The sequence below is a fragment of the Flavobacterium limi genome, assembly GCF_010645075.1.
Classification (GTDB): domain Bacteria; phylum Bacteroidota; class Bacteroidia; order Flavobacteriales; family Flavobacteriaceae; genus Flavobacterium; species Flavobacterium limi.
In genome coordinates this window covers 1-22,204 of sequence record NZ_JAADZV010000012.1, presented here as the reverse complement: position 1 = coordinate 22,204, position 22,204 = coordinate 1, and the positions used below count along the sequence as shown (strand labels likewise).

The following is a 22,204-nucleotide window of genomic DNA, read 5'->3' as shown; positions in this document are numbered from 1 at the left end:
ACTATGATACAAGAAATTATTGCTTTTATCATATTATTTCTTGCTATTGTCTTTTTGATTAGAAAGTTTTTTTGGAAATCTAAAAAGAAAAAAGATTGTGGCGATGGAAATTGTGGGTGTAGTTGATTTTATTCCACAGAGATTCACCAAATAAGCACAATGATCCGCAAAGTAATTTTAAAAAACTTTGCGAATCGTTGTGCTTTTTCTTCGTGTGTCTTTGTGATAAAACTATTTAATCCCCTCCCATTCCGCATAAAACTGTGCTAAGAAACTTTCCATAAAACGATGTCTTTCGGCAGCAATTTGCTTTCCGGTTTCCGTATTCATTTTATCTTTTAAAAGTAAAAGCTTTTCGTAAAAATGATTTATCGTCGGTGCATTATTCTTCTTGTATTCTTCTTTAGACATATTTGTTACAGGTTCAATTTCAGGATCATACAAAGCCCTGTTTTTAAATCCACCATAATTAAACGCCCTTGCTATACCAATTGCACCCATAGCATCTAAACGATCCGCATCCTGTACAATATCCAATTCCAGAGAAGAAAACTTTTTTTCAAAATTTCCGCCTTTATACGAGATATTTTCGATGATATTCACAACATGCTGAATAATATCCTCTGAAACATTTTCTGATTCTAAAAACAAATGTGCCGTTTTAGGACCAATAGTTTCATCACCATTATGAAATTTGCTGTCGGCAATATCATGAAGCAAGGCCCCTAACTGAACTACAGTTAAATCGCAGTCTGCATTTCCGGAAATCAAAAGTGCATTTTTATATACCCGTTCAATATGAAACCAGTCATGCCCACCTTCTGCATCATGAAGTTTTTCTTTTACAAATTGGATTGTTTTATGTATTAGAGCTGAATTATTCATAGTATTTTAAGCTTAACTTTATACTTTCTTATTAGTGCTAAAAAAGGATTTTTGGTTGAATCCTTTTTTAGTTTTTATTTAAAAATTGACCCCGAAATATTAAAAAAATGTTGACTGTCAAAGATTTAAAAATCTCAACAATCAACACCTTTTTATAGCTTATTTGTTAAATGCAACAAAATTGCACTTGCCAAATATGTTTTTAATCTTAAATTATAATCTCGCCGGTTCAACCCATTTGAAAATATGAGATTCTTTTGGAATTACAATTCGCTCAGAGATTCTTGCCATACGAGCTGGCAATTTCATTAAATACTCACGGGCTTTTTCGGCTTCATCTGTCAAATTAGAAATCTTGTCAATTTCCCACTTATCAATTAATTTCTGCAGGATTTCAACATAATCGGTTGCTGTATAAACTCCAATACGCTGAGCAGAATCAGAAAATTGCTCGAAAGCTGTGCTTATCTTTTGTCCTGACTCCCTTAAGAAATGTGCAGGCATTACGATTTTTTGTTTCATCATGTATTGAAAAGCAAGCATCATTTCGCTTGGATCGACCTGAAAAATACGATTCACAAACTCACTGTAAGCATGATGATGACGCATTTCGTCACCGGCAATCATTTTACACATCTTAGATAACTTTTTATCGCCAAAGCTCTTCGCTATTTGAGATACCCTATTGTGCGAAACATAAGTGGCTAACTCCTGAAAACTCGTGTATACAAAGTTTTTATAAGGGTCTCTTCCTGTTCCGATGTCAAATCCATCGTTGATCAAATGCTGTGTTGTCATTTCGATTTCACGCATGTTCACACGACCAGACAGATACAGATATTTATTTAATAAATCTCCATGACGGTTTTCTTCCCCGGTCCATTGCTTTACCCATCTGGCCCATCCATTGCCGCCATTTTCAACCTGATCAACCTGATCGACACCCTCTACATCCATAAGCCACGATTCATAAGTTGGAAGGGCTTCTTCAGTGATTGTGTCACCAACAAGTGTTACCCAGAAATCATATGGAAGCTCTTTGGCAATTTCACGCAGCTCCTTTACCTCTTCAAAGAAATTTTCTCCCTGAGAATTAGGCAGAAAATCTGTTGGCTGCCAAATTTTTTCAACCGGAATTAAATACTGTTCAACGAAGCTTTCCACGTTTTTCTCCAAAAACTGCATTACTTCTAATCTAATGTTTTTTATAGACATTACTTTATTAAATTTGGATTTAAGCTATTCAAAACTTAAATCTGTTTATACTCATTAACTCCTTCTTTTACTGATTTTTCAGTAATCTCCATCAATTCTTCAAATTTATAATCTTTTACCGCCATAGCCTTGTGAACAGTAAAAGTTAAATGATTTCCTAATCCAACCGGAAAAAAACCATATCTGACCATTTTCCATGAATTATTGATACTCACCGGTACTACATACGCAGAAGGCGCATATTTACATAAAATTTTTAAACCGCTTTGCGCAAATTCTTTTGGCTTACCTGTTTTGCTTCTTGTTCCTTCGGGAAAAATAACAGCAGATCTGGTGTTTCTTTCGATATATTCAGACAAGCCTTTGATTACAGGAATCGCTTGTTTAGGGTCTTTACGGTCAATTAGCACTGAACCTCCGTGTTTCAGGTTATAAGAAACACTCGGAATTCCGCTTCCTAACTCTTTCTTACTTACAAATTTACAATGAAAACGTCTAAAGTACCAAATCATTGCTACGATATCATACATGCTTTGATGATTAGCTACAAAAATAATCGGAGCTTCTTTAGGAATTGTATCTACACCAGTAACTTTATAAGTTGTACCTACAAGATTGGTACATCTTAAAAGACTGAAATTTAAATAGTCTACACTTTTTTTATGAGCCTGATAACCAAAAAGATTAAGGCAAATCCATTGTATCGGGTGAAAAACCACTAAACACAATCCAAAACATAAATAATAAATTACGGAGATTGGATATGAAATTATCTTTTGCATGCTTAAAAAATTAAACGCCAAAAGTAGTAAATATATTTTTAGCGGTATAAAATTTGAAAACAATAAGCGCTTTTATGGTTTAATTGTACCTTTGTCTCTGGAATTGCAAATTTTTTCTGAATTAAATGAACTTCACTTACCCTAAAAATGAACGCTTAAAGAGCAAAACAACAATTGGATTACTGTTTTCCGAGGGTAAATCGGTTTCTAAATACCCGTTGCGTTTGGTTTATCGTGAAGCAGGAGAAAATTCAGAAGAAAAAATTAAAATTGGAGTATCGGTTTCTAAAAAATATTTCAAGAAAGCTGTAGATCGCAATTACTTTAAACGGGTTTTAAGGGAAACTTACCGACTGAACAAACATTTGCTTTTAGAGAATATTCAAGAACCTTATTCATTGATGTTTTTCTATCAGACGAAAGACAAGTTATCTTACGAAGAAATCAATAAAAAAACAGTTCAGTTGTTTGAGAAATTTCTGCAGCAGATTAATAAAATTCAGGATTTGGATAAAAAACCAGAATTATAAAAAACTTGCCATCAACATCTTTGAATAGAGCTGCTTAGAATCATTCATACAAGTCTCCTTAATTAATGTTTTTATTCTTATTTTAGTACACTATAATTTAATTCACAATTATGTACCCTTATTTCAAAAAGAAATTCATCATACCAGCCGCTGCCGCAGGATTTTTATTTATTGGAACCAGTTTCAAAGAAGACTTTTTTGAAATTGCCAAGCAAATAGAAATTTTCACGACCTTATTTAAAGCCGTTAATACCAATTATGTCGATGAAACCAATCCGGGTGACCTGATGGACAAAGGGATTAAAAGCATGCTGGGAAGTTTAGATCCTTATACGGTTTATTTTAATGAACAGGATGTGGTTAATTTTAAAATTAACAATACTGGTGAATATACCGGAATTGGCGCTATGATTGCACGTAAAAAAGATCGCTTAATTGTTCGCGAACCGTACAAAAACTATCCGGCAGATAAAGCGGGATTAAAAGCAGGGGACGAAATTATTCAGATTGGGGATGTTTTGATTGCCGATTTTAAAGATGATGCCTCGCAATTATTAAAAGGAACGAAAAATACCAAGATCAAAATAAAATACCTTCGTCAGGGAAAAACATATACTACAGATTTGGTTCTGGACGAAGTGGATATTAAGTCTGTTCCATTTTATGGAAAAATTGATGATAAAACAGGCTATATAGTTTTGGCACATTTTAGCAGAAAAGCAGCTTTTGAAGTAAAAGAAGCCCTTGAAAAACTTAAAAGTGACGGCGCTACACAGATTGTATTGGACTTAAGAGGAAATCCGGGCGGATTATTAAATGAAGCTATTGATATCTGTAATTTATTTGTTCCCAAAAATGAGGTGATTGTAACAACAAAATCCCGAATTGAAAAACACAATAATACTTACAAAACGACCAAAGAACCAATTGATACCCAGATTCCGCTTGCCATTTTAGTAAACGGAAAAAGTGCTTCGGCATCTGAAATTGTTTCGGGGGCTTTGCAGGACCTGGATCGTGCGGTGATTTTAGGAAGCCGCAGCTTTGGAAAAGGTTTGGTACAACGTACAGTCGAATTAACTTATGGAACACAGCTAAAAGTGACCATTTCCCGTTACTATACTCCTTCCGGACGTTGTATTCAGGCATTGGATTATGCACATAAGGACAAAAACGGAGTAGCCCAAAAAACCGATTCTAAAAACTTTAATGCTTTTAAAACCAGAAAAGGAAGAACGGTGTATGATGGCGGTGGAGTTTTGCCGGATATTGAACTTGATGAAGCTAAAATGAGTCCGATTACAAATGCTTTATTGAAAAATGACGGAATTTTTGATTATGCGACAACCTATTATTACAAAAACCCGAATTTAGGTGATAAAATCCCAACTATCACAGATGCAGATTATATCGCTTTCAAACAATATTTAAAAACCAATAAATTTACATTTGATACAGAAACCGAACTGGCGCTTAAAAACACTTTGGCTGCTGCCAAAAACGAACAAATTGACGAAGCAATAGTCATAGAATATAAGCAGTTATTAAATGCGCTTGAAAAAAGTGAAACTACATTATTGGACAAAAATCAAAAAGAAATTAAAAACCTGATTCTGGAGGAACTCATCAAAAGATACCAATATCAGGAAGGATTATATCAATATTACATTAAAAACAATTCAGAAATTAAAAAAGCGGTAGCCGTCTTAAACAATCAAACTGAGTACAAAACGATTTTAAAGATGTAAAAAAATGAAACTTTGTAGAGCCTTATTTCTGTTATTTATTTACAATTTATCGGCGCAGCAAAAACCCATCGAAACCATTTATTTTGATTTTGACAAATACATTCTTACCAATCAGCAAACCAAAGTTATTACCGATTTTGTAAAAAATTTAGACACAACAAAAATAGAATCCATACAAGTTTACGGCTATTGTGATGACCGTGGCAATGACGAATATAATTACCGTTTATCCTATGACCGTGTCAATACCGTTCAGGAAATATTAGTTGCAAATGGTTTTAATAAAAGTAAAATAATTATTCTGGAAGGAAAAGGCCGAGTCATAATCAAGACCGATACCGTACAAAATTTATACGAAACAAGATCTAAAAACCGCAGAGTCGACCTCATTGCTGTTAAAAAAAACAGTTTTGGAAAAGGAATTCATAACTCCCTGAAAAATGAATTAAAAGTAGGCGATAAAATTTTACTGGAAAACATATTGTTTGATCTTGGAAGTTCAAAATTAACAACAACTTCTAAAAAAGAATTAGATAAAATTGTCACCATTCTGCAATCCAGAAAAAGCATTCAGTTTGAAATCAGAGGCCATGTCTGTTGTACACCCGAAGTTTACACAGATGGCATAGACCGCGAAAATAACGAAAGAAGGCTTTCCTGGAACCGTGCCAAAACCGTATTTTTCTATTTATCATCTAAAAAAATATCCAAAAGCCGTATGACCTATCAGGGCTGTGGAAACAAATATCCGCTTAAAAAAGGAGATGAATTAGACAGGAGGGTTGAGTTTAAAATTACTAAGATTTAATTGAGTTGCATTTCAATATGCGGAATATCATCTTCCAGATACATTTCACTGGTTTGTATAAATCCGTGGCTTTCGTAGAATTTCTTCAGGTATAACTGTGCTCCAATTGTAATTTTATCTTTTCCAAAATTAGATTTTATCGCTGCAATAGCTTCACGCATTAAATCATGCCCCCACTTTCTGTCTCGATAATTGGCATTAACAACCACTCTTCCTATTGAAGCGTTATCATAACTAATTCCGGCATCAAATAATCTGACATAAGCAACGATTTTACCATCATATTCACCTATTAAGTGCAAAGCTTTCTTGTCTTTACCATCAATATCCAAATAAACGCAATTTTGCTCCACGACAAAGATTTCACTTCTTAGTTTTAGCAAATCATATAGCTCATCAACAGTTAATGCCTCAAAAGGCTTTATTTTCCATTTTAATTCCATTTGCGTATTATTTTACTATTTATTGTAATTTGAGAGGGCAAAATTAATTTAAAAACTAAAACATAAAGAATATTCTATTTCAAAAAAATCCCGATTACATCACGCAATCGGGAAATTTTTCTTTTTAAGTAAGAGTTCAGACTATTTCTTCTTCATAATGATTTCCATGCTTTTATATTCCTTACCATTTTTTGTATCGTACATTTCCATTTTACGGGTAGTTGCATCCACAATAGTGTAGACTTCACGATATGGTGTTTTTTTTCCGTTTACCGGATTTACCATGTCACCTTTAAGTTCCATGCTATTAGTCTTATCATCATATTTACCTGAAGCAATCATCATACCAGTACCCATGTTATCAATAAAAGTAGTCGTATATTCTTTGCTTGCATTATTGTAGGCCAATGTTGATTTTCCTTCAAATGGCTGTCCCATCATGGTTCCCTGATAATTAGCTTCCTGATAACGTCCTCCAAGAATCATTTTAATATTTGCCGTAGAAGTTGCTTTTTCCGGTTTACCACCTTCTTCTTGCCAGAATGTCATATCACAATTCCAGGTTCCGGTTTCATCAGCCATCATTTTATGTGGAGAGCCTGGTGTAGCATAATCCATCCACGCTTTCATCTGTGCTGTAGAATCTAGAGGTGTTTCAGCTATTGAATCTTGTGTTTTTATACTATCAGCAGGATTAGTGTTTTCTATCTCTGCTTTTACTTCTTTTTTACAGGAAGAAAAATATAGAACTAACATTAATAATGTTATAAATAAATTTTTCATAATTAATTGATTAAATGTTCGTTACAACCAAAAGTACGAAAAATAAATATTATCTGTTATCTATTCTGACTGATTTAATGATGGCTTCTAATTCTAACATTAAATCCCGTTCCTGATTTGATGGTGAATAACAAAAACCTTCTATGACCAGAATTCGGTTATAAGCTTCATCAATTATCGCATAGTTGATAAAAGGCCCTGTCATAAAATCGTTTTTTAGTTCCCAGGTTCCTTTGGTTTCAAATGTTTTTTTTCCGTTTAATGTAGTAATTGAAAAATAGGGTGCATAATCTTCGCCTGTAATCATTTGTGTACCGGGTTCGCGACCTTTTATGTAATGTCCTACAGAGTCACGCATTTTGATAATATTGCCTACTATATTTGAATTTTTGGTGAGTTTTTTTAAGGGAACCTGATAAATAAGCAAGCTAGTGTTTCCACTAATTATTTCTTTTTTAAGCCAGATGAAATTTTTCTTGTGCAGCATGTATTCATATGCTGTCGGGATTTGCAGATTAATATGAAATTTATTTTTGATAACGGCAGGATTCAAAAGTGATCTACTGTTTTCCTGCTGTATCTTCTTAATTTCTGTTTCCCGAATCGCTTTAATGATTTCGGCTGAATTCATTTCGATACTGCAGATTATCTCTTCAATTGATTTACCATAAATTCGAAACGTATTGTACGGCAATGATTTTACATTTGTTTTAACCTCAAATTTGTCTGTAGTCGACTTTTTAACTACAATAATACTTCTGCTATCAGTTACAAAACCTTCCAGCAATTTTGCGGGATATTGATTGATAGTAAACAAAGGTTCTTCTTGTGTAAGGCCTAAAACAGGTGAAGCAAACTTATTCCGAATGCTGTCACCTACTTCGCCATACCACAACTGATCATCAATTATAATAGAGATTGTATTGGTTTTACCTGGTTTTGGCTGTGCCTGATTCTCGTTTTTTTGAAAACAGGAAACCAGTAAGACTGAAAGTAGCAGAAATAAAAAATGGGTTTTATTCATTTTTATCATTTTATGAAATAAAACCCAAATTTAGGTAAGATTTTTTATTATCCGTTTATTTTAAGCTTCATTCCTGGTTTTATATCCTCGTCTTTAATTCCGTTCCATTTTTTGATATCTGAAATGGTCACGCCAGGATATTTTTTTGAAATACTATATAATGAATCTCCTTTTTTAACATAGTAATCTTCTCCAATAGTTTTTGCAGAAGTTGCTTTTTTCTTAAATGAATCAATTGAATTAGAAGCCACGGCTGTCGTTTCAACAACAGTAGTTTCCTTTTTGGAAACAATTAAAGATTTACCCAGTGCCAGATTATTTGAGGTAAGGTTATTCCATTCTTTCAAGTCTGCCAGTGTTACACCAAATTTTTTAGCAATATTACCCAGATTGTCTCCGCTTTTCACAACGTATTCAACCTCGATTTCATTTTTATCTGCTGTTTCTGCAGATGCTATTGCTCCTTCAGTAGGTTTTTTAATTACTTCCTGAGAATTTTTAGAAACTAAATCCTTAGGCTTTATTTTTAAAGATCTGCCTAATACCAGCGCATTGCTTTTAAGATTGTTCCATTCTTTAATATCTGCTACAGCAACATCATACTTTTGAGCAATTGAACTTAAATTGTCTCCTTTTTGAACTATATAAGATTCAAGATCTAATGGTTCAGGAACTTTTACTGGTTTTGCCTTTACTTTAGGAGTTACTTTCTGTGCCAGGCGAGAAGGCATTTTATAAATCCCGGAGTCATATTTTGCGTAAGCATAAATTTTATCCTCGTTAGCTACAAAAGTGGCAACCTTATCTTTTGGCAAACGTAAAAAATGCTGTTCATTCTGATAAAAAGGAACTATTTTTAGTTTGTATGAAGGGTTTAGAAGTTCTAATTGTGATTGCGGCATGTCTAACAAATCGGCAATTTGTTTAAAAGACATTTTTTCTTTGATGCGAATAGTATCTGTTTCAAAGTTTTTGACAACTGCTCTTTCAGGATTAATTCCGTGTTCTTTATGGTATTCAAAAAGATACATTGTCGCTAAAAAGGCAGGAACATATCCTTGTGTTTCTTTAGGAAGGTAATTTCGGATATCCCAGTATTTAGTTTTTCCACCTGAACGGCGAATTGCTTTGGTTACGTTTCCAGGACCTGAATTGTATGAAGCCAGAACCAGTTCCCAATCACCAAAAATACTGAACATTTTAGTCATGTACTCAGATGCGGCTGCAGTTGCTTTAAGCGGGTCGCTGCGTTCATCAATATAGGAATCAATTTTAAGTTCGTATTGCTTTCCTGTAGCATACATGAATTGCCAAAGTCCTGTGGCGCCCATTTTAGAAACTGCTTTAGGATTTAAAGCAGATTCTACAACGGCTAAATATTTAATTTCCAAAGGAACATTCTGTTTTGCAAACGCATCCTCAAATATTGGAAAGTAATATTCTGACAAAGCCATTAATCGGGAAAACGATTTTTTTCTATTCTTAAGAAATGACTTTATTATATTCTCCAGTCCCTGATTGTATTCTATTTCAAAAGGTGACTTTTCATTCATTACCTGAAGCCTTTGCTTTAAAAGCTCAGTTGGTAATTCCTGATCAACTGTAATATCTTTATTGATTGTTTGAATATCCTTAGTCAGATCATCATATATATCCAGACTTGTTAATTCATTCATCCAAAGACTATCTACCCTAATGGCTAAGTCATTTTTTACAAATGTGTTTTTTACTGAATCTAAGTACGAAATCTTTATTTCAGACTTTATTTCGGTATCTGTTTTTACTACATCTTGTGCAAAACCAGCTATTGAAAAAAAGACTGAAACGGCTAAGGAAATTTTTCTTATAATCATATAACATTTTTTTAAAATTCTATAATCCAAAGAATTACAGAAGTGGTATTTTACAAATCTAAGTAGAATATGCGTAAAAAACGTTAAAAAAAATGTTAATTGTTATATTTTTAATCTTGAATAGCTGCTATTCCAGGTAAAACTCTTCCTTCTAACATCTCTAACATTGCTCCACCACCGGTAGATACATAGCTCATTTTGTCTTCAAAACCGAATTGTTTTACTGCTGCAACAGAATCTCCTCCCCCTACTAAAGAGAATGCTCCATTAGCTGTAGCTTCAGCAATATAATCACCTAAAGCGATTGTTCCTTTTGAAAAAGTTTCCATTTCAAAAACACCCAATGGACCATTCCATAAAATTGTTTTAGACTCTAAAATTACTTTTTTAAAGTTCTCTAAAGATTTTGGACCTGCATCCAGACCTTGCCATCCATCAGGAATTGCTGTTACATCTACAACTTGTGTATTTGCTGAGTTTGAAAAATCATCAGCTGCAATTACATCAACCGGAATGTGAATCTGAACTCCTTTTTCTTTAGCTGCCTTTAGAATATCAAGAGCTAAATCTAATTTATCATCTTCGCAGATAGACTCTCCAATTTTTCCACCCTGTGCTTTGATGAATGTAAAAGTCATACCACCACCAATAATCATGTGGTCAACTTTATCCAGGATATTTTCGATAACCGTGATTTTAGAAGAAACTTTAGAACCTCCTAAAACTGCAACTACAGGTTTTTCACTGTTATTCAATACTTTATTTAAACTGTCGATTTCTTTTGCCAGTAATGTTCCAAAACATTTTTCAGTTGGGAAAAATTGTGCGATGATAGTTGTTGAAGCGTGTGCTCTGTGAGCTGTTCCAAATGCATCATTTACATAAATATCTCCAAGAGAAGCTAGTGCTTTAGCGAAAGCTACATCTCCAGCTTCTTCTTCAGCGTGAAAACGTAAATTTTCAAGTAAAAGCACTTCACCTGGTTTCAAATCTTTTGCTGCAGCCTGAGCAGGTTCTCCAACACAGTTTTCAGCAAATTTAACCTGAACACCTAAAATTTCAGAAGCTTTCTTTAAAATATGCTTTAATGAATATTTTTCTTCAGCACCTTTTGGTCGCCCTAAGTGTGACATCAAAATTACGCTTCCGCCCTGAGCCAGAATTGCATCAATAGTTGGTTTTGCCGCTTCAATACGTGTAGCATCTGTTACATTGAAGTTTTCATCCAAAGGCACATTAAAATCAACACGGATAATTGCTTTTTTATTTTTAAAATCGAAATCGTTTAGAGTTTTCATTTGATAATTATTTATGGTTTTTTTTGAAAGAAAAACAAATATAGAACTTTTAAGGTTCTCATAAATTGGAGAAAACTAAAAAACTGATAATTTCAGGAACGAAATCGTTGTAATTTCACAAATAAATTTCTTTATTAAATATTAAACACATTTTTTAAGGCATATGAACAATTATAATATTGAAAAGTTTTTTTACAATCTAATGTTCTTCCTCAATTAAAGTATATGGAAGAGTAAAATGTAATTGGACTATTCTAAAGCCTAAGTTATTGTATAGAAAATCTAATTTCCGGAAAGGCAAATAGAAAAAAACGAGCAATTACTATAAAAGAAATAATTGCTCGTTTTGAAAATAATTTTTTAGAAAGAAAATAATCCAGTAGTTTGTATAAATTATTAATCATGTACAGGACTATCCGTACAAGGACAGCTGCTTAACGCCTGAAGGAAATCAAATCCTAAAGTGACTACATGGGTTCCGGAGTTGTAATATCCTAAATCGTTAAACATTACCTGATAGGAATATGCGAAATAGATCTTGGATTTCATAAAACCTGCCATTGGTCCCAATGACAAGGGTTTTGGAAACTGGTCATTAAGCATACGATACGAAACCCCGATCCAATAATAATCTTCATAACGATTATAACGTCTGTACTTAAAGTTGATATCGGTAGCTGAACGTTTATCACTGGCAAAATACTGATAAAAAACAGAAGGCTCGTACTCGATACGATTGTTTTCCGCATCTCTAAATGTAAAGCCAGTATATACCTGATAGTTAGAAAGTAAATCTGGTTCAACACCTCTAAATTTGTTCGTGTTTTTCTTCAAAACGTTATTCGCATTAAAACTTAAATAAAAGTTTTTATTACGGTACAGCGCACTAATGTCAAAGTTATTGTTTGCAGTATAACGATCATTAGTAATAGCAGGATCTAAAACAGGATGTTCGATATCAGTATCAAATTCGTCTGTATCGATCCTAAAATTATTAAAGTTATACGAAATACCAAAAGACATATATTGTTTAGAATAATAGTCTAAAATGATATGATGGGCAAACGAAACTTTGGCACCTGTTTGTCTGGTGTAACCGTTTTTATCGTTGTAAACTGAAATACCAACTCCTGAACGATCAAGAAGCCTGAAATCAACATAAGCAGACTGGTTATCCGGGGCGTCTTTAATTCCAACCCACTGAGTCAGTCCGTTAAGCCTTATTCTAACGTTATCACCAATACCCGCATAGGCTGGTGAAATCACAAAAGGATTATCTGCTAAATACTGCGTAAACACCGGTAGGTTTAACTCCTGGCTGTAACCTGATGTTACAGCTAGGAGTACTAAGGATACTATTAATTTTTTCATTCTATTAATTTTTTTAGATAACATCATAGGGGCTATTATTTTGTTATCTGTATAAAGTGAAATGTCCAACAAACTCTCTATCATCTTTCTTGTCATTTAGTTTAAGAACATACCAGTAATCACCTGTTGGTAACTCCTCGCCATTGTATTTACCATTCCATTTCTGACCGTAACGATATTTCGCAATCTCACGACCGTATCTGTCGAAGATAGAGAACTCAAGGTTGTTGTAAATATTCGTACAACCAGGGCCCCATTCGTCATAAAGACCGTCGCCGTTTGGTGTAAAGTAATTCGGGATACAAACATCAACATATGTCATAGGAACAATTAATGTTGCTGTACAGCCATTTTGATCTCTAACTATCACTTCATAATCTCCTGATTTGTAGATTTTGTATGTGTTAGAAGATGTAAAATCTTCTCCGTTGAAACTGTACATATAAGCTGGTGATCCACCTGCTGCGGTAACTGAAATTACATTCATTTCCGGCTGTCCTCCAGTTAATGCCAGAGTTAATGGAGCAATAGCTTTAATCTCGAATTCCTTAGTAGGTACTTCACAACCATTTGTATGTCTAGCTATTACAAAGTGTTTACCTGGAGCAACATTTGTAAAGATGTTACTTGCCTGATAAGGAGCAATTCCGTCAAGAGCGTAATCAACATCCGCAAGGTTTGTAATGCTTTCATCAACAGTGATTGTTACTGAATTAGCAGCAGCATTATTCACACAGTCATAGTTTACTATTGCTTTTGGATCAAGTACAACACCCTCAGGTATTTCAACATCAAATGGTTCTATACATTTTGAGTTATTACCATCTTTAATATAAACTATATGTTGACCTCCTGCCATATCTGGGAAAGAATATGTCACTCCTGTAATATTATCATAAGAACCCGGTATAACAGTATAAGGACCATCTTGATTATCTAAACTATAACTATATGGAACTGTTGCACCTTTTATTGCAATTACGAATCCACCATCTTTAGCTCCTTTACAGCCTTCCGGTGTTACGTCACCAACAAGTGCTGTTGTTAAAGCTTTAGGCTCAGTAATCTCAACCTTCTGAGGAAGGTAATAACAACCTGATTTATCCTGAGCAAGTACCTGATACCAGCCTGGTTTTAAATTCTTAAACACATTACTACTACGGAATTCACGTAAATCATCAACAGCAGTAACTGCATACATAATTTCTCCTGTTCCACCTGTAGCGTTAATTTCAATTATACCGTCATTACTACCATTACATGTAACGTGTGTAAGCACAGTTGTGAATGTTAAAGGATTACTTGGTTCTGTTATATCTCCTGCAGCTTCAGAAGTATCACAATCTTCACTATCTACACGAACCACATAGTTAACACCTACTGGAAGATCCGTAAAGTTACCATTTGATTGAGGTGCTCTAAATTGAGTTCCATTTCTAAACAGAGTATACATATAGTTTCCTAAACCACCAGTCGCTGTAGCTACAATAACACCAGTTTCATCACCTTTACAATGAACAACTGCACTTCTTACATTTAAATCAAGTTTAAGTTCTTCTACAGGTGAAACCTGAATAGCATTTGAAGCAAATCCAACGCAGTTATTCGCATCTCGTACATAATACTGGTATTTACCTGGAGCTACATTAGTAATAATAGCCGGAGTTGCAGCTGTAAATGAACCCATTACTGTACCAAAGTTAGGGTCAACACTATATTCATAAGATCCTGTTCCTCCAGTTGCACTTAGCGTTAAGCTTGCCTGAGTTTGACAAGTAGGATCAGATAACTGACGTAAATCTGCAGTTATAATTGATGGTTCATTAATAGTAACTGAAGCAGAAGTTTCTTTACAATTGAATCCATCAGTTACCGTGACACTATAAGTACCTGCTCCTAAACCAGTAAAGATTGGTGAAGTTTGTGGTCCTGAAGAAGTTGTTCCAGTAGCTGTTACTGTATTCAAAGTGTACAAATAATTAATTTCCTGACCACCTGTAGCCGCTACAGTAATTGTAGCGCTCGTGTCACCATTACAAAGCAACATCGTTGCACTTGGAGTAGCATTTACCAAAATTGGTTGTGGGTTTTCTAAAACTACAGGAATACTACTTACAGGACAACCTTTTGTATCTCTAACACTTACAGTATAAGTTTCTGCTGTTAAGTTAGGGAATTCATAAGTTGCAGACCAGTCAGAAATAACGGTACCTGCACTATTTACCAATTTGTACTCATATCCGCCAGCCCATCCGCCACTTGCAGTTGCTACAATTCTTCCATCATTATTACCTGTAATACAAGTAATACGACTATGGGTTTCTGCAATTTTCAATTCTGCATCAGACTGTCCAATTGTAAATGTTGTAGACACTGTACAGAATGGGCTATCGATTAATGTTGCTGAAACAGTATATTCTCCTGCAATAAGATTTGATAAAGACAGTGGTCCTGCTGTTGCAGAATTTCCTGAACGTACTACTGCTCCTAATAATGAAACTGTATAATTGAATCTTCCAGCTTCATCAGGATTACCAATATTATCAATTAAAGTAATAGTTGCCGTTCCGCTATCAGAACCATAACATACTACATCAGTTTTAACAACTTTTAAATCGAAAGTATTTGGTTCATTTACATAGTGAGGCATCTGAATACTACATCCTGTTGCCGGATTTAATGCCGTAATGATATAATCTCCAACGGTTAGACCAGTAAAGTTACCTGTTGTATTAGGAGCGAATGTAATTGCGCCACTCACATCAGTTAACGTATATTGAATACCTGCTATTGCAGTTCCGGAAGCATCAACAGCCGTAGCAGTAATACTTTCAGGATTAGTACATGTAATAGCTGTTTTCACAACATTTATTTTATCCAGCTTAATGTATGGATTAATTGTTATCGGTGTAGTTGAAGTACCCATACAATTATTACTATCATAAACATTTATAGTGTAAGTTCCTCCAGATAAATCAAATTCTGTATAGATATTTGAAGTACCTCTTTGAATCTGAGTACCATTTTTAATGAATTCATAAACTGCATAAGTTCCTGAACCTCCTGTTACCTGATTAACCGTAATAGTTGCAGAATTAGACACATTCGTTCCTGCATTACAAACAAATTGAGAAAAATCAACATTGTTTACTACAACAGGAGATGGTTCGCCTACAGTTATTGGAAGAGTTTCTTCACATCCTCTTTCAGATCTTACTGTCACTGTATAATTTCCTCCAGCTAATCCTGTAAATACAGGTGAATCTTGTGGAGTAGCTCCATTCAAACTATACGTGTATTTTGGATTATCGTTTATACCTGGCGCAGGAGTATCAATTGTAGCAGTAATAGTACCATCGCCATTACCATTACAAGTTACTGGTGTTTCTGTCAACTTAAATCCTGTAATTTGAGTAGCAGGTTTTAATTCGACAGAAGCAGTCATTTCACAATTAGTAGTGATATCACGTACATAAATCGTATGTAAACCTGAAGTTACACCTGTAAATGGTATAACTGCTCCGTAAGCACCACTATCTATTTTATATTCATAATTTCCTGAACCTCCTGTTGTTGCCACAGCTACAATACCATCACCATCTGTACAAGAAGGAGAAGCAGTAACTGTTGGTGTAAGAATTAATGGTTCTGCAATAGTAACCGGAGCAACAGCTGAAGAACAGCCATTAGCATCTTTTACTGTTACATTGTATAAACCAGGAGCATTAACCGTGATAACATTGCTTGAATCAAAACTCACACCGTCAATGCTGTACAACAATGCTGAACTAAATCCTGTTGCTGTTACAGTAATTTCATAAGTACCCGTTAAGCTTGGACATTGTGTAGCTACTGCGCTTGCAATAGTTGGGTTTGCATCCAGATTTATAGACTGAGCATTAGTTGCATTACAATTATTGCTATCTACTACATATACAACCCAGTTTACATCAGTACCATTATTGGTATCAACAACCAACTGATTGCTTGTCACGAAACTTGTTGGAACCGGATCACCAGCTTTAGCTATTGCATATTTATACGGTGCAGTTCCTCCGTTTGCAGTTACTGTAATAGTTGCATTATCATCATTACAATTAATATTTGTTGCAACTGAAATTGAACTTAATACATCAACAGGTTCTTCAATCGTAAAGTTAACATCATCTTGACAACCAGAAATACCATCTGTAACTGTGAAAGTATAATTACCCTGAGGTAAAGCAGTATAACTTATCACATCACCATTTTGAGACATAGATCCAAAATTAGGAGATAATACAAATGTATAATTACCAGCTGTTATATAATTTGCTATTGTAAAATCAACAGCTCCTGTACTATCACCTTTACAATACACATGGTTAACAATTTGATGTGTAGCTGATATTTTATCAGCTTCCTCAACCACAATTGCTTTAGTCGTGCTACATCCGTTGTTGTCTGTTACTTTTATAATATAAGTATCAGGAATTAAGTTTGCAAAACTATTTGTCAAACTTGGAGCAGTTACTGCTGAAGCTGGCGAAGTAATTTCATATCTATATGGTGCTACTCCACCTGCAACTGCATTAACAGTTACTGTAGCTGCATTTCCAGGAGTACTGCAATAAATTGGACTTGCTGATAAATCCATATCGGTTGGAGGTAAATATGGTGTTACAGCAGTAGTTCCTGTTATACGGCAACCGTTGGCATCAAGAACTACATAATTAATAGCTTGTGCAGTATTCACAGTGAATGAAGCTGATGTTTGGAAAGTAGCTCCACCATCAAAACTATACGTATAATCTGTAGTGCCACCAGTAGCTATAATCGTTACTATTGCATCTTTAGCATTATTTGTAAGATCACATCCAAACGGCGTAACAACATTCGTAGCAGCCAAGACCGATGGCTCGGTGATGGTCACCGGAACTGCCGCTGAAGCACATCCTTTGGCATCCGTTACAACAACTGAATATGTTGTTCCTGCAATAAGGCCTGTATAGATTCCTGTTGCATCCCCGCTTGCATTAGAACCTGTTCCGCTAAGAGCAAATGTATATGGCGCAACTCCATTTGATGGCGTTACCGTGATCGTTCCGTTGCTCTCCCCATTACAGATTACTGCTGTTGGAACTGCAGTAGCTGATGGCGTAGCAGGCGTAGTTACAACTGCCGCGTTTGTCGTTACCGAACAAACCGCCGCATTGCTGTCTGTTATCACAAATGTATAGCTGCCCGCTGCTGTAACTGAAGCTGTAAAGCCTGTTGCTGTAGCCGTTACAGGTCCTGTAGCAACTCCGCCTAAATACATCTGGTAAGTATATGGCGGAACTCCGTCTGTAATAACAACATCAATGGTAGCATCAACTGAACCTGCACAATACAGGTCTTTAGTCAATGTAGCGGTAGCAAGCAATTGTTTCTCTATTGTATAGCTTACAAATGCCTCACAGCCGTTGTCATCCCTGATTCCTAATGTATAGGTGCCAGGAGCTGTAAAGGTAGCTGTCGATGTAGCTATAGCCGATCCGTTTACTGTGTATGATTTAACGTTGTTATACGTCGTAGTCAGGGCATCTAAGTCAACTGTCAAGGCTGATCCTGCATAACACTGTGGCGCTGCCGGATTGATTGTCGGAGCTGCATTGTTTGTGATGGCAACATTCTCCATGTGGATACAGCCGTTGGCATCTTTTACATAAACATCCCAAGAAAGGTCTGTCAGATTGGTATCTACCGACATCACTGCACTAGTACTGTAAGCCAATGCTGCCGGAGCGGCCGCGCCGCCTTGTACAACTGCGTAAGTGTAAGAGCCCGTTCCGCCTGTTACACCGCTAACTGTGATAGTAGAAATATCCTGTGAACAGAACACTTTGGTACCTGATGCCGTGAAAGCGATCGGGTTTGGTTCTGTTATGGTAACTGCTGCATTCGCTGAACAATGCGTTGTATTGTCCTCTACAGTTACTGTATAAGTGCCTGCTGATAATCCCGTCAATGTGATTACATCGCCAGATTGTGAAATCTGTGCTGCTGCAACTACCGGAGAAGTCACAACACTGTAATTGCCAGTGGCGCTGAAGCCTGTAACGGTAAACTGAGCCGAACCGTTATTGGTAGTACCGTCTGCAGCATTACATGAAATATCATTTAGCATAACCCCTGCAATAGCAATTGGCGTTACAGGGACAATTGTATAATTTCTCTCTATTGAACAGCCGTTGGCATCCGTTACCCTGAACAAATAAGTATCAGGTGCCAAACCGGTAAATAATGCATTGTTACCATTATCAACTGTGATTGGCGAGATGATCTCGTATTTAGCAATAGGCACATATCCACCCGATACTGTCAAAGTGATATCGGCAACATTGGTCGGACAAACAGGTGCTGTGGTCACAGCAAAAGTAATATCCGTTAATGGTAAATATCGGTTTACTGTAGCACTTCCACCAATAATACAGCCATTGGCATCCTTAACAGAATAAGTAATAGTCTGGTCTGTGCCATTGTCTGCAACAACTAATGTATTAACTGAAGTATAAGTCGATGAGCCATTGAAACTATAAGTATATGGTGCTGTACCTGTACCCGCAGTAGCCGTTACCGTAACAACTGCTGGCTGTGCTACATTGCCCGCACTACATCCAAACGGCGTAACAACATTCGTAGCAGCCAAGACCGATGGCTCGGTGATGGTCACCGGAACTGCCGCTGAAGTGTGCTACATTGCCCGCACTACATCCAAACGGCGTAACAACATTCGTAGCAGCCAAGACCGATGGCTCGGTGATGGTAATTGGAGTTTTTGGATAAAGACATGATTTTGCATCTTTAACTGTAATAGTATAAGTTGTACCAGCTGCTAATCCAGTGAACATATTAGAAGTTTGGAATGTACCCGCATCCAATTGATATTCATAAGGACCTACACCAGAAGTTACATTAACGATAATAGTACCATCTGCAACTCCATTACAACTTACATTTGTTTCTGTCGTTGTAAATATTGTTGGTGTAATTGGGTCTAAATCGAAACTAGTTATAGTTTGACATAGTGTTGTATTATTAGCATCCGTAACTCTAAACACATAATTTCCAGCTACTGTAGCTAAATATGGATTAGAAGCCGAAACGAATCCACCACTATTGAAAGATACTTCATAAGTATAATTAGCGGCAGGTGTTGTATTTCCTCCTGTAGTTGTTAAAGTAATTACTGCTTCCGGATTTATTGTACAATCTAATTCTTTAGTCAATGAAGCAGATAAATTTAACTTAGGGTATACTTCATAATCAACATTTGCTGTACATCCGTTTCCATCTTTAATTACTAAATTATAAGTACCAGCCGCATTAAATGTAAAACTTGGTGAGCTTTGGAATGCACTTCCGTTTACACTATAAGTTGCCCCTCCTACAATATCTGAATCAACTGTTCCTGAAAAAGTAATGGTAAACTCAGTTCCATCATAACAAACCGGAGCTACTGGTGGAGTAACTGTAGGAGCATCATCTGCATCTAATGTTACAGGTGCAGTTTTAATACAGCCATAAGCATCTTTTGCGTAAACAATATAATTTCCTGTTACACTTGTTGCAAAAGTTGTATTTCCTGTCCAACCTGCAGTACTTGCAGTTGGAGCAGCAGCAGATGCTAATAAATATTGATATGTATAAGGTGCTGTACCATCTTTCGCCTGAGCAGCAATTATTCCATCTTCGTTACAATTCACATTTTTAATTTTTGAAGCTGTAACTGATAAATCAATAGCAGATTCTGTAATATCAAATGGAGCTGAAGCTTTACTACAGCCAGCATTTGTTGCACCTGCATCTTCTGTAATTAAAATAAAATAATTACCTAATGGCAATGTTCCAAAATTATTTACTGTCAATGATCCACTAGCAGGAATAGTAGCACTTACTGCACCTCCTACCGGTAAAACATTTTGAGATTTATAAATTTGGTACGTAATTGGTGTCGCTACACCATATGTATGGTTTATCGTGAATGTTACATTTCCATTCGCAGAACCCTTACATGTAATATTATTTTCAGTTATAGCATTTACTCCAATTGTAGAGTTTGTTCCTATTGGGAATTCTGATGTTTCGAAATAGTAACATCCTGTTCCTGTACCACCATGAGCTGCATCTGCATCATATACTACAAAAGTATAAGTAACTCCTGCTATCAAATTATTAAATGTAGTTTTTTTACTTCCTACTGCATCTTCTGCTAACCACGTACCTGATGGGTATGAAGGAACAGATCCTGTAAATAGACTGAAATAAAATGGTCCTGAACCAATTGTGCTTGTAGGCGAAGAACTTACAGCTACAATCGCAGATCCTGTTCCTGAACAAACTACCGGAGATGGTGAAACAGTAATATCTAAATCATCTGGCGGAGATGCAACCAAAATATTTTGGTGCAAGCTCTGACAACCATTTGCATCAGTAACAATTAATTCATACAATCCAAAATTAACGATATCAAACACTTGTGAATTACCCGGCTGATTTGTGAACTTTTGGTTGTAACCATTAACTCCAGTAACATGATAAGTATAGTTTGGAGTTCCACCTGTTACTCCATTAACAATAATTCTTCCTAATGAAACACCTCCGGCTCCACAAGTAATAGGGTCAACATCGAAATCGACCACAATAGGATTTGGTTGCGAAATAGTAATGCTTCCAGTGTCTATACAACCTTTAGCATCAGTTACTGTAATTGTGTAATTACCTGCTGCTAAACCAGAAGTTTGAGTTGCATAATTAGTTCCTGTTGTTGTATTTAATACATTGAAAACAAATGGAGCTAATCCTTGGGTATTATCAATTGTTATATTAATTGCAGCAGTATCATCTCCATTACAATTAATAGATTGTGTTTGAGCAATTCCGGTAATATCAGGATTCACAGTTGGTGTTACCACAATTGCTGTTGTAGTTGAAGCAGAACATAAGTTAGCATCTGTAACTGTGAAAGTATAATTTCCTGGCGTATTAGTAGTAAATACATTTCCAGCAAAAATTCCGGTATTTGGAGAACTTGTATAAGTAAATGGTCCTACGCCTCCTGTTGGAGTTATTGTAATTTGCGCTGCCGTTGGAGCTGGATTACAAGTAATGTCTTTATTTAAAACCGCGCTTATAGTTAATTGTGGAGCTACTGTAACAGGGTTGCTATCTGCAGTACAACCGTTAGCATCTTTTACACGAATAGTGTATGTACCTACCGATGTTATTGCAAAAATACTAGACGCCTGATAAGAACCTCCTCCATTAATACTGTAAGACAAAGTTCCTGTTCCACCTGTTACTGATGCGGTAATAGTGTATCCTCCTGGAGTACCCAAACAACCAGCTCCAGTAGCAACAACTACTGTTGGCGCATTATCTGTTGCAATAGCAACATCTACTTTAAATGTACAGCCATTAGCATCTTTTACCCAAACATCCCA

The 22,204-nt window shown here is 35.7% G+C and carries 14 protein-coding genes and 1 pseudogene; 4 read left to right on the top strand and 11 right to left on the bottom strand.

Going from position 1 to position 22,204, the window contains the following annotated elements; genetic code table 11:
- Window positions 1-3: 3 nt before the first annotated feature.
- On the top strand, window positions 4-126 hold the full coding sequence (locus GXM16_RS19870) for a FeoB-associated Cys-rich membrane protein (protein ID WP_163396243.1): 123 nt from the start codon (window positions 4-6) through the stop codon (window positions 124-126).
- A 105-nt stretch (window positions 127-231) separates the two neighbouring features.
- Here the strand turns inward: GXM16_RS19870 and GXM16_RS19865 are convergent, their stop codons facing one another.
- The 3 genes from GXM16_RS19865 to GXM16_RS19855 form a co-directional block, all read right to left on the bottom strand.
- Complete coding sequence (locus GXM16_RS19865) at window positions 232-885, bottom strand: HD domain-containing protein (protein ID WP_163396242.1); 654 nt, start codon at window positions 883-885, stop codon at window positions 232-234.
- A gap of 213 nt (window positions 886-1,098) precedes the next feature.
- Window positions 1,099-2,100, bottom strand: a complete 1,002-nt coding sequence (locus GXM16_RS19860) for an acyl-ACP desaturase (RefSeq protein ID WP_163396241.1) — start codon at window positions 2,098-2,100, stop codon at window positions 1,099-1,101.
- A 35-nt stretch (window positions 2,101-2,135) separates the two neighbouring features.
- Entirely contained in the window at window positions 2,136-2,882 is a 747-nt protein-coding gene (locus tag GXM16_RS19855) for a lysophospholipid acyltransferase family protein (RefSeq protein ID WP_163396240.1), read from the bottom strand.
- A 125-nt stretch (window positions 2,883-3,007) separates the two neighbouring features.
- Here GXM16_RS19855 and rnpA point away from each other — a divergent pair, with 125 nt between their 5' ends.
- From rnpA to GXM16_RS19840, 3 genes are all read left to right on the top strand, one after another.
- Complete coding sequence (gene rnpA, locus GXM16_RS19850) at window positions 3,008-3,412, top strand: ribonuclease P protein component (RefSeq protein WP_163396239.1); 405 nt, start codon at window positions 3,008-3,010, stop codon at window positions 3,410-3,412.
- A gap of 110 nt (window positions 3,413-3,522) precedes the next feature.
- Window positions 3,523-5,160, top strand: coding sequence for a S41 family peptidase (locus GXM16_RS19845; protein WP_163396238.1), 1,638 nt, complete (start codon window positions 3,523-3,525; stop codon window positions 5,158-5,160).
- 4 nt (window positions 5,161-5,164) lie between these two features.
- Window positions 5,165-5,968, top strand: a complete 804-nt coding sequence (locus GXM16_RS19840; protein ID WP_163396237.1) for an OmpA family protein — start codon at window positions 5,165-5,167, stop codon at window positions 5,966-5,968.
- Here GXM16_RS19840 and GXM16_RS19835 read toward each other — a convergent pair.
- The 8 genes and pseudogenes from GXM16_RS19835 to GXM16_RS19800 form a co-directional block, all read right to left on the bottom strand.
- The gene (locus tag GXM16_RS19835) at window positions 5,965-6,411 is read right to left on the bottom strand and encodes a GNAT family N-acetyltransferase (protein ID WP_163396236.1); all 447 of its coding nucleotides are present in this window, start codon (window positions 6,409-6,411) and stop codon (window positions 5,965-5,967) included. The genes GXM16_RS19840 and GXM16_RS19835 overlap by 4 nt on opposite strands.
- A gap of 141 nt (window positions 6,412-6,552) precedes the next feature.
- Entirely contained in the window at window positions 6,553-7,194 is a 642-nt protein-coding gene (locus GXM16_RS19830; RefSeq protein ID WP_163396235.1) for a DUF1579 domain-containing protein, read from the bottom strand.
- Window positions 7,195-7,243: 49 nt separating this feature from the next.
- On the bottom strand, window positions 7,244-8,218 hold the full coding sequence (locus GXM16_RS19825; RefSeq protein WP_163396234.1) for a DUF4837 family protein: 975 nt from the start codon (window positions 8,216-8,218) through the stop codon (window positions 7,244-7,246).
- 47 nt (window positions 8,219-8,265) lie between these two features.
- Window positions 8,266-10,071 carry a LysM peptidoglycan-binding domain-containing protein gene (locus GXM16_RS19820; RefSeq protein ID WP_163396233.1) on the bottom strand — a complete coding sequence of 602 codons (1,806 nt, stop codon included), beginning with the start codon at window positions 10,069-10,071 and terminating at the stop codon, window positions 8,266-8,268.
- A 110-nt stretch (window positions 10,072-10,181) separates the two neighbouring features.
- Entirely contained in the window at window positions 10,182-11,369 is a 1,188-nt protein-coding gene (locus GXM16_RS19815; RefSeq protein WP_163396232.1) for a phosphoglycerate kinase, read from the bottom strand.
- A gap of 396 nt (window positions 11,370-11,765) precedes the next feature.
- Window positions 11,766-12,740 carry a PorP/SprF family type IX secretion system membrane protein gene (locus GXM16_RS19810; protein ID WP_229684401.1) on the bottom strand — a complete coding sequence of 325 codons (975 nt, stop codon included), beginning with the start codon at window positions 12,738-12,740 and terminating at the stop codon, window positions 11,766-11,768.
- 43 nt (window positions 12,741-12,783) lie between these two features.
- A complete protein-coding gene (locus GXM16_RS19805) occupies window positions 12,784-19,434 on the bottom strand; it encodes a T9SS type B sorting domain-containing protein (RefSeq protein ID WP_163396230.1) in 6,651 nt (2,216 codons plus the stop codon).
- Window positions 19,373-22,204, bottom strand: a pseudogene (locus GXM16_RS19800) (T9SS type B sorting domain-containing protein); the annotation flags it as partial. The gene GXM16_RS19805 and the pseudogene GXM16_RS19800, both read right to left, overlap by 62 nt.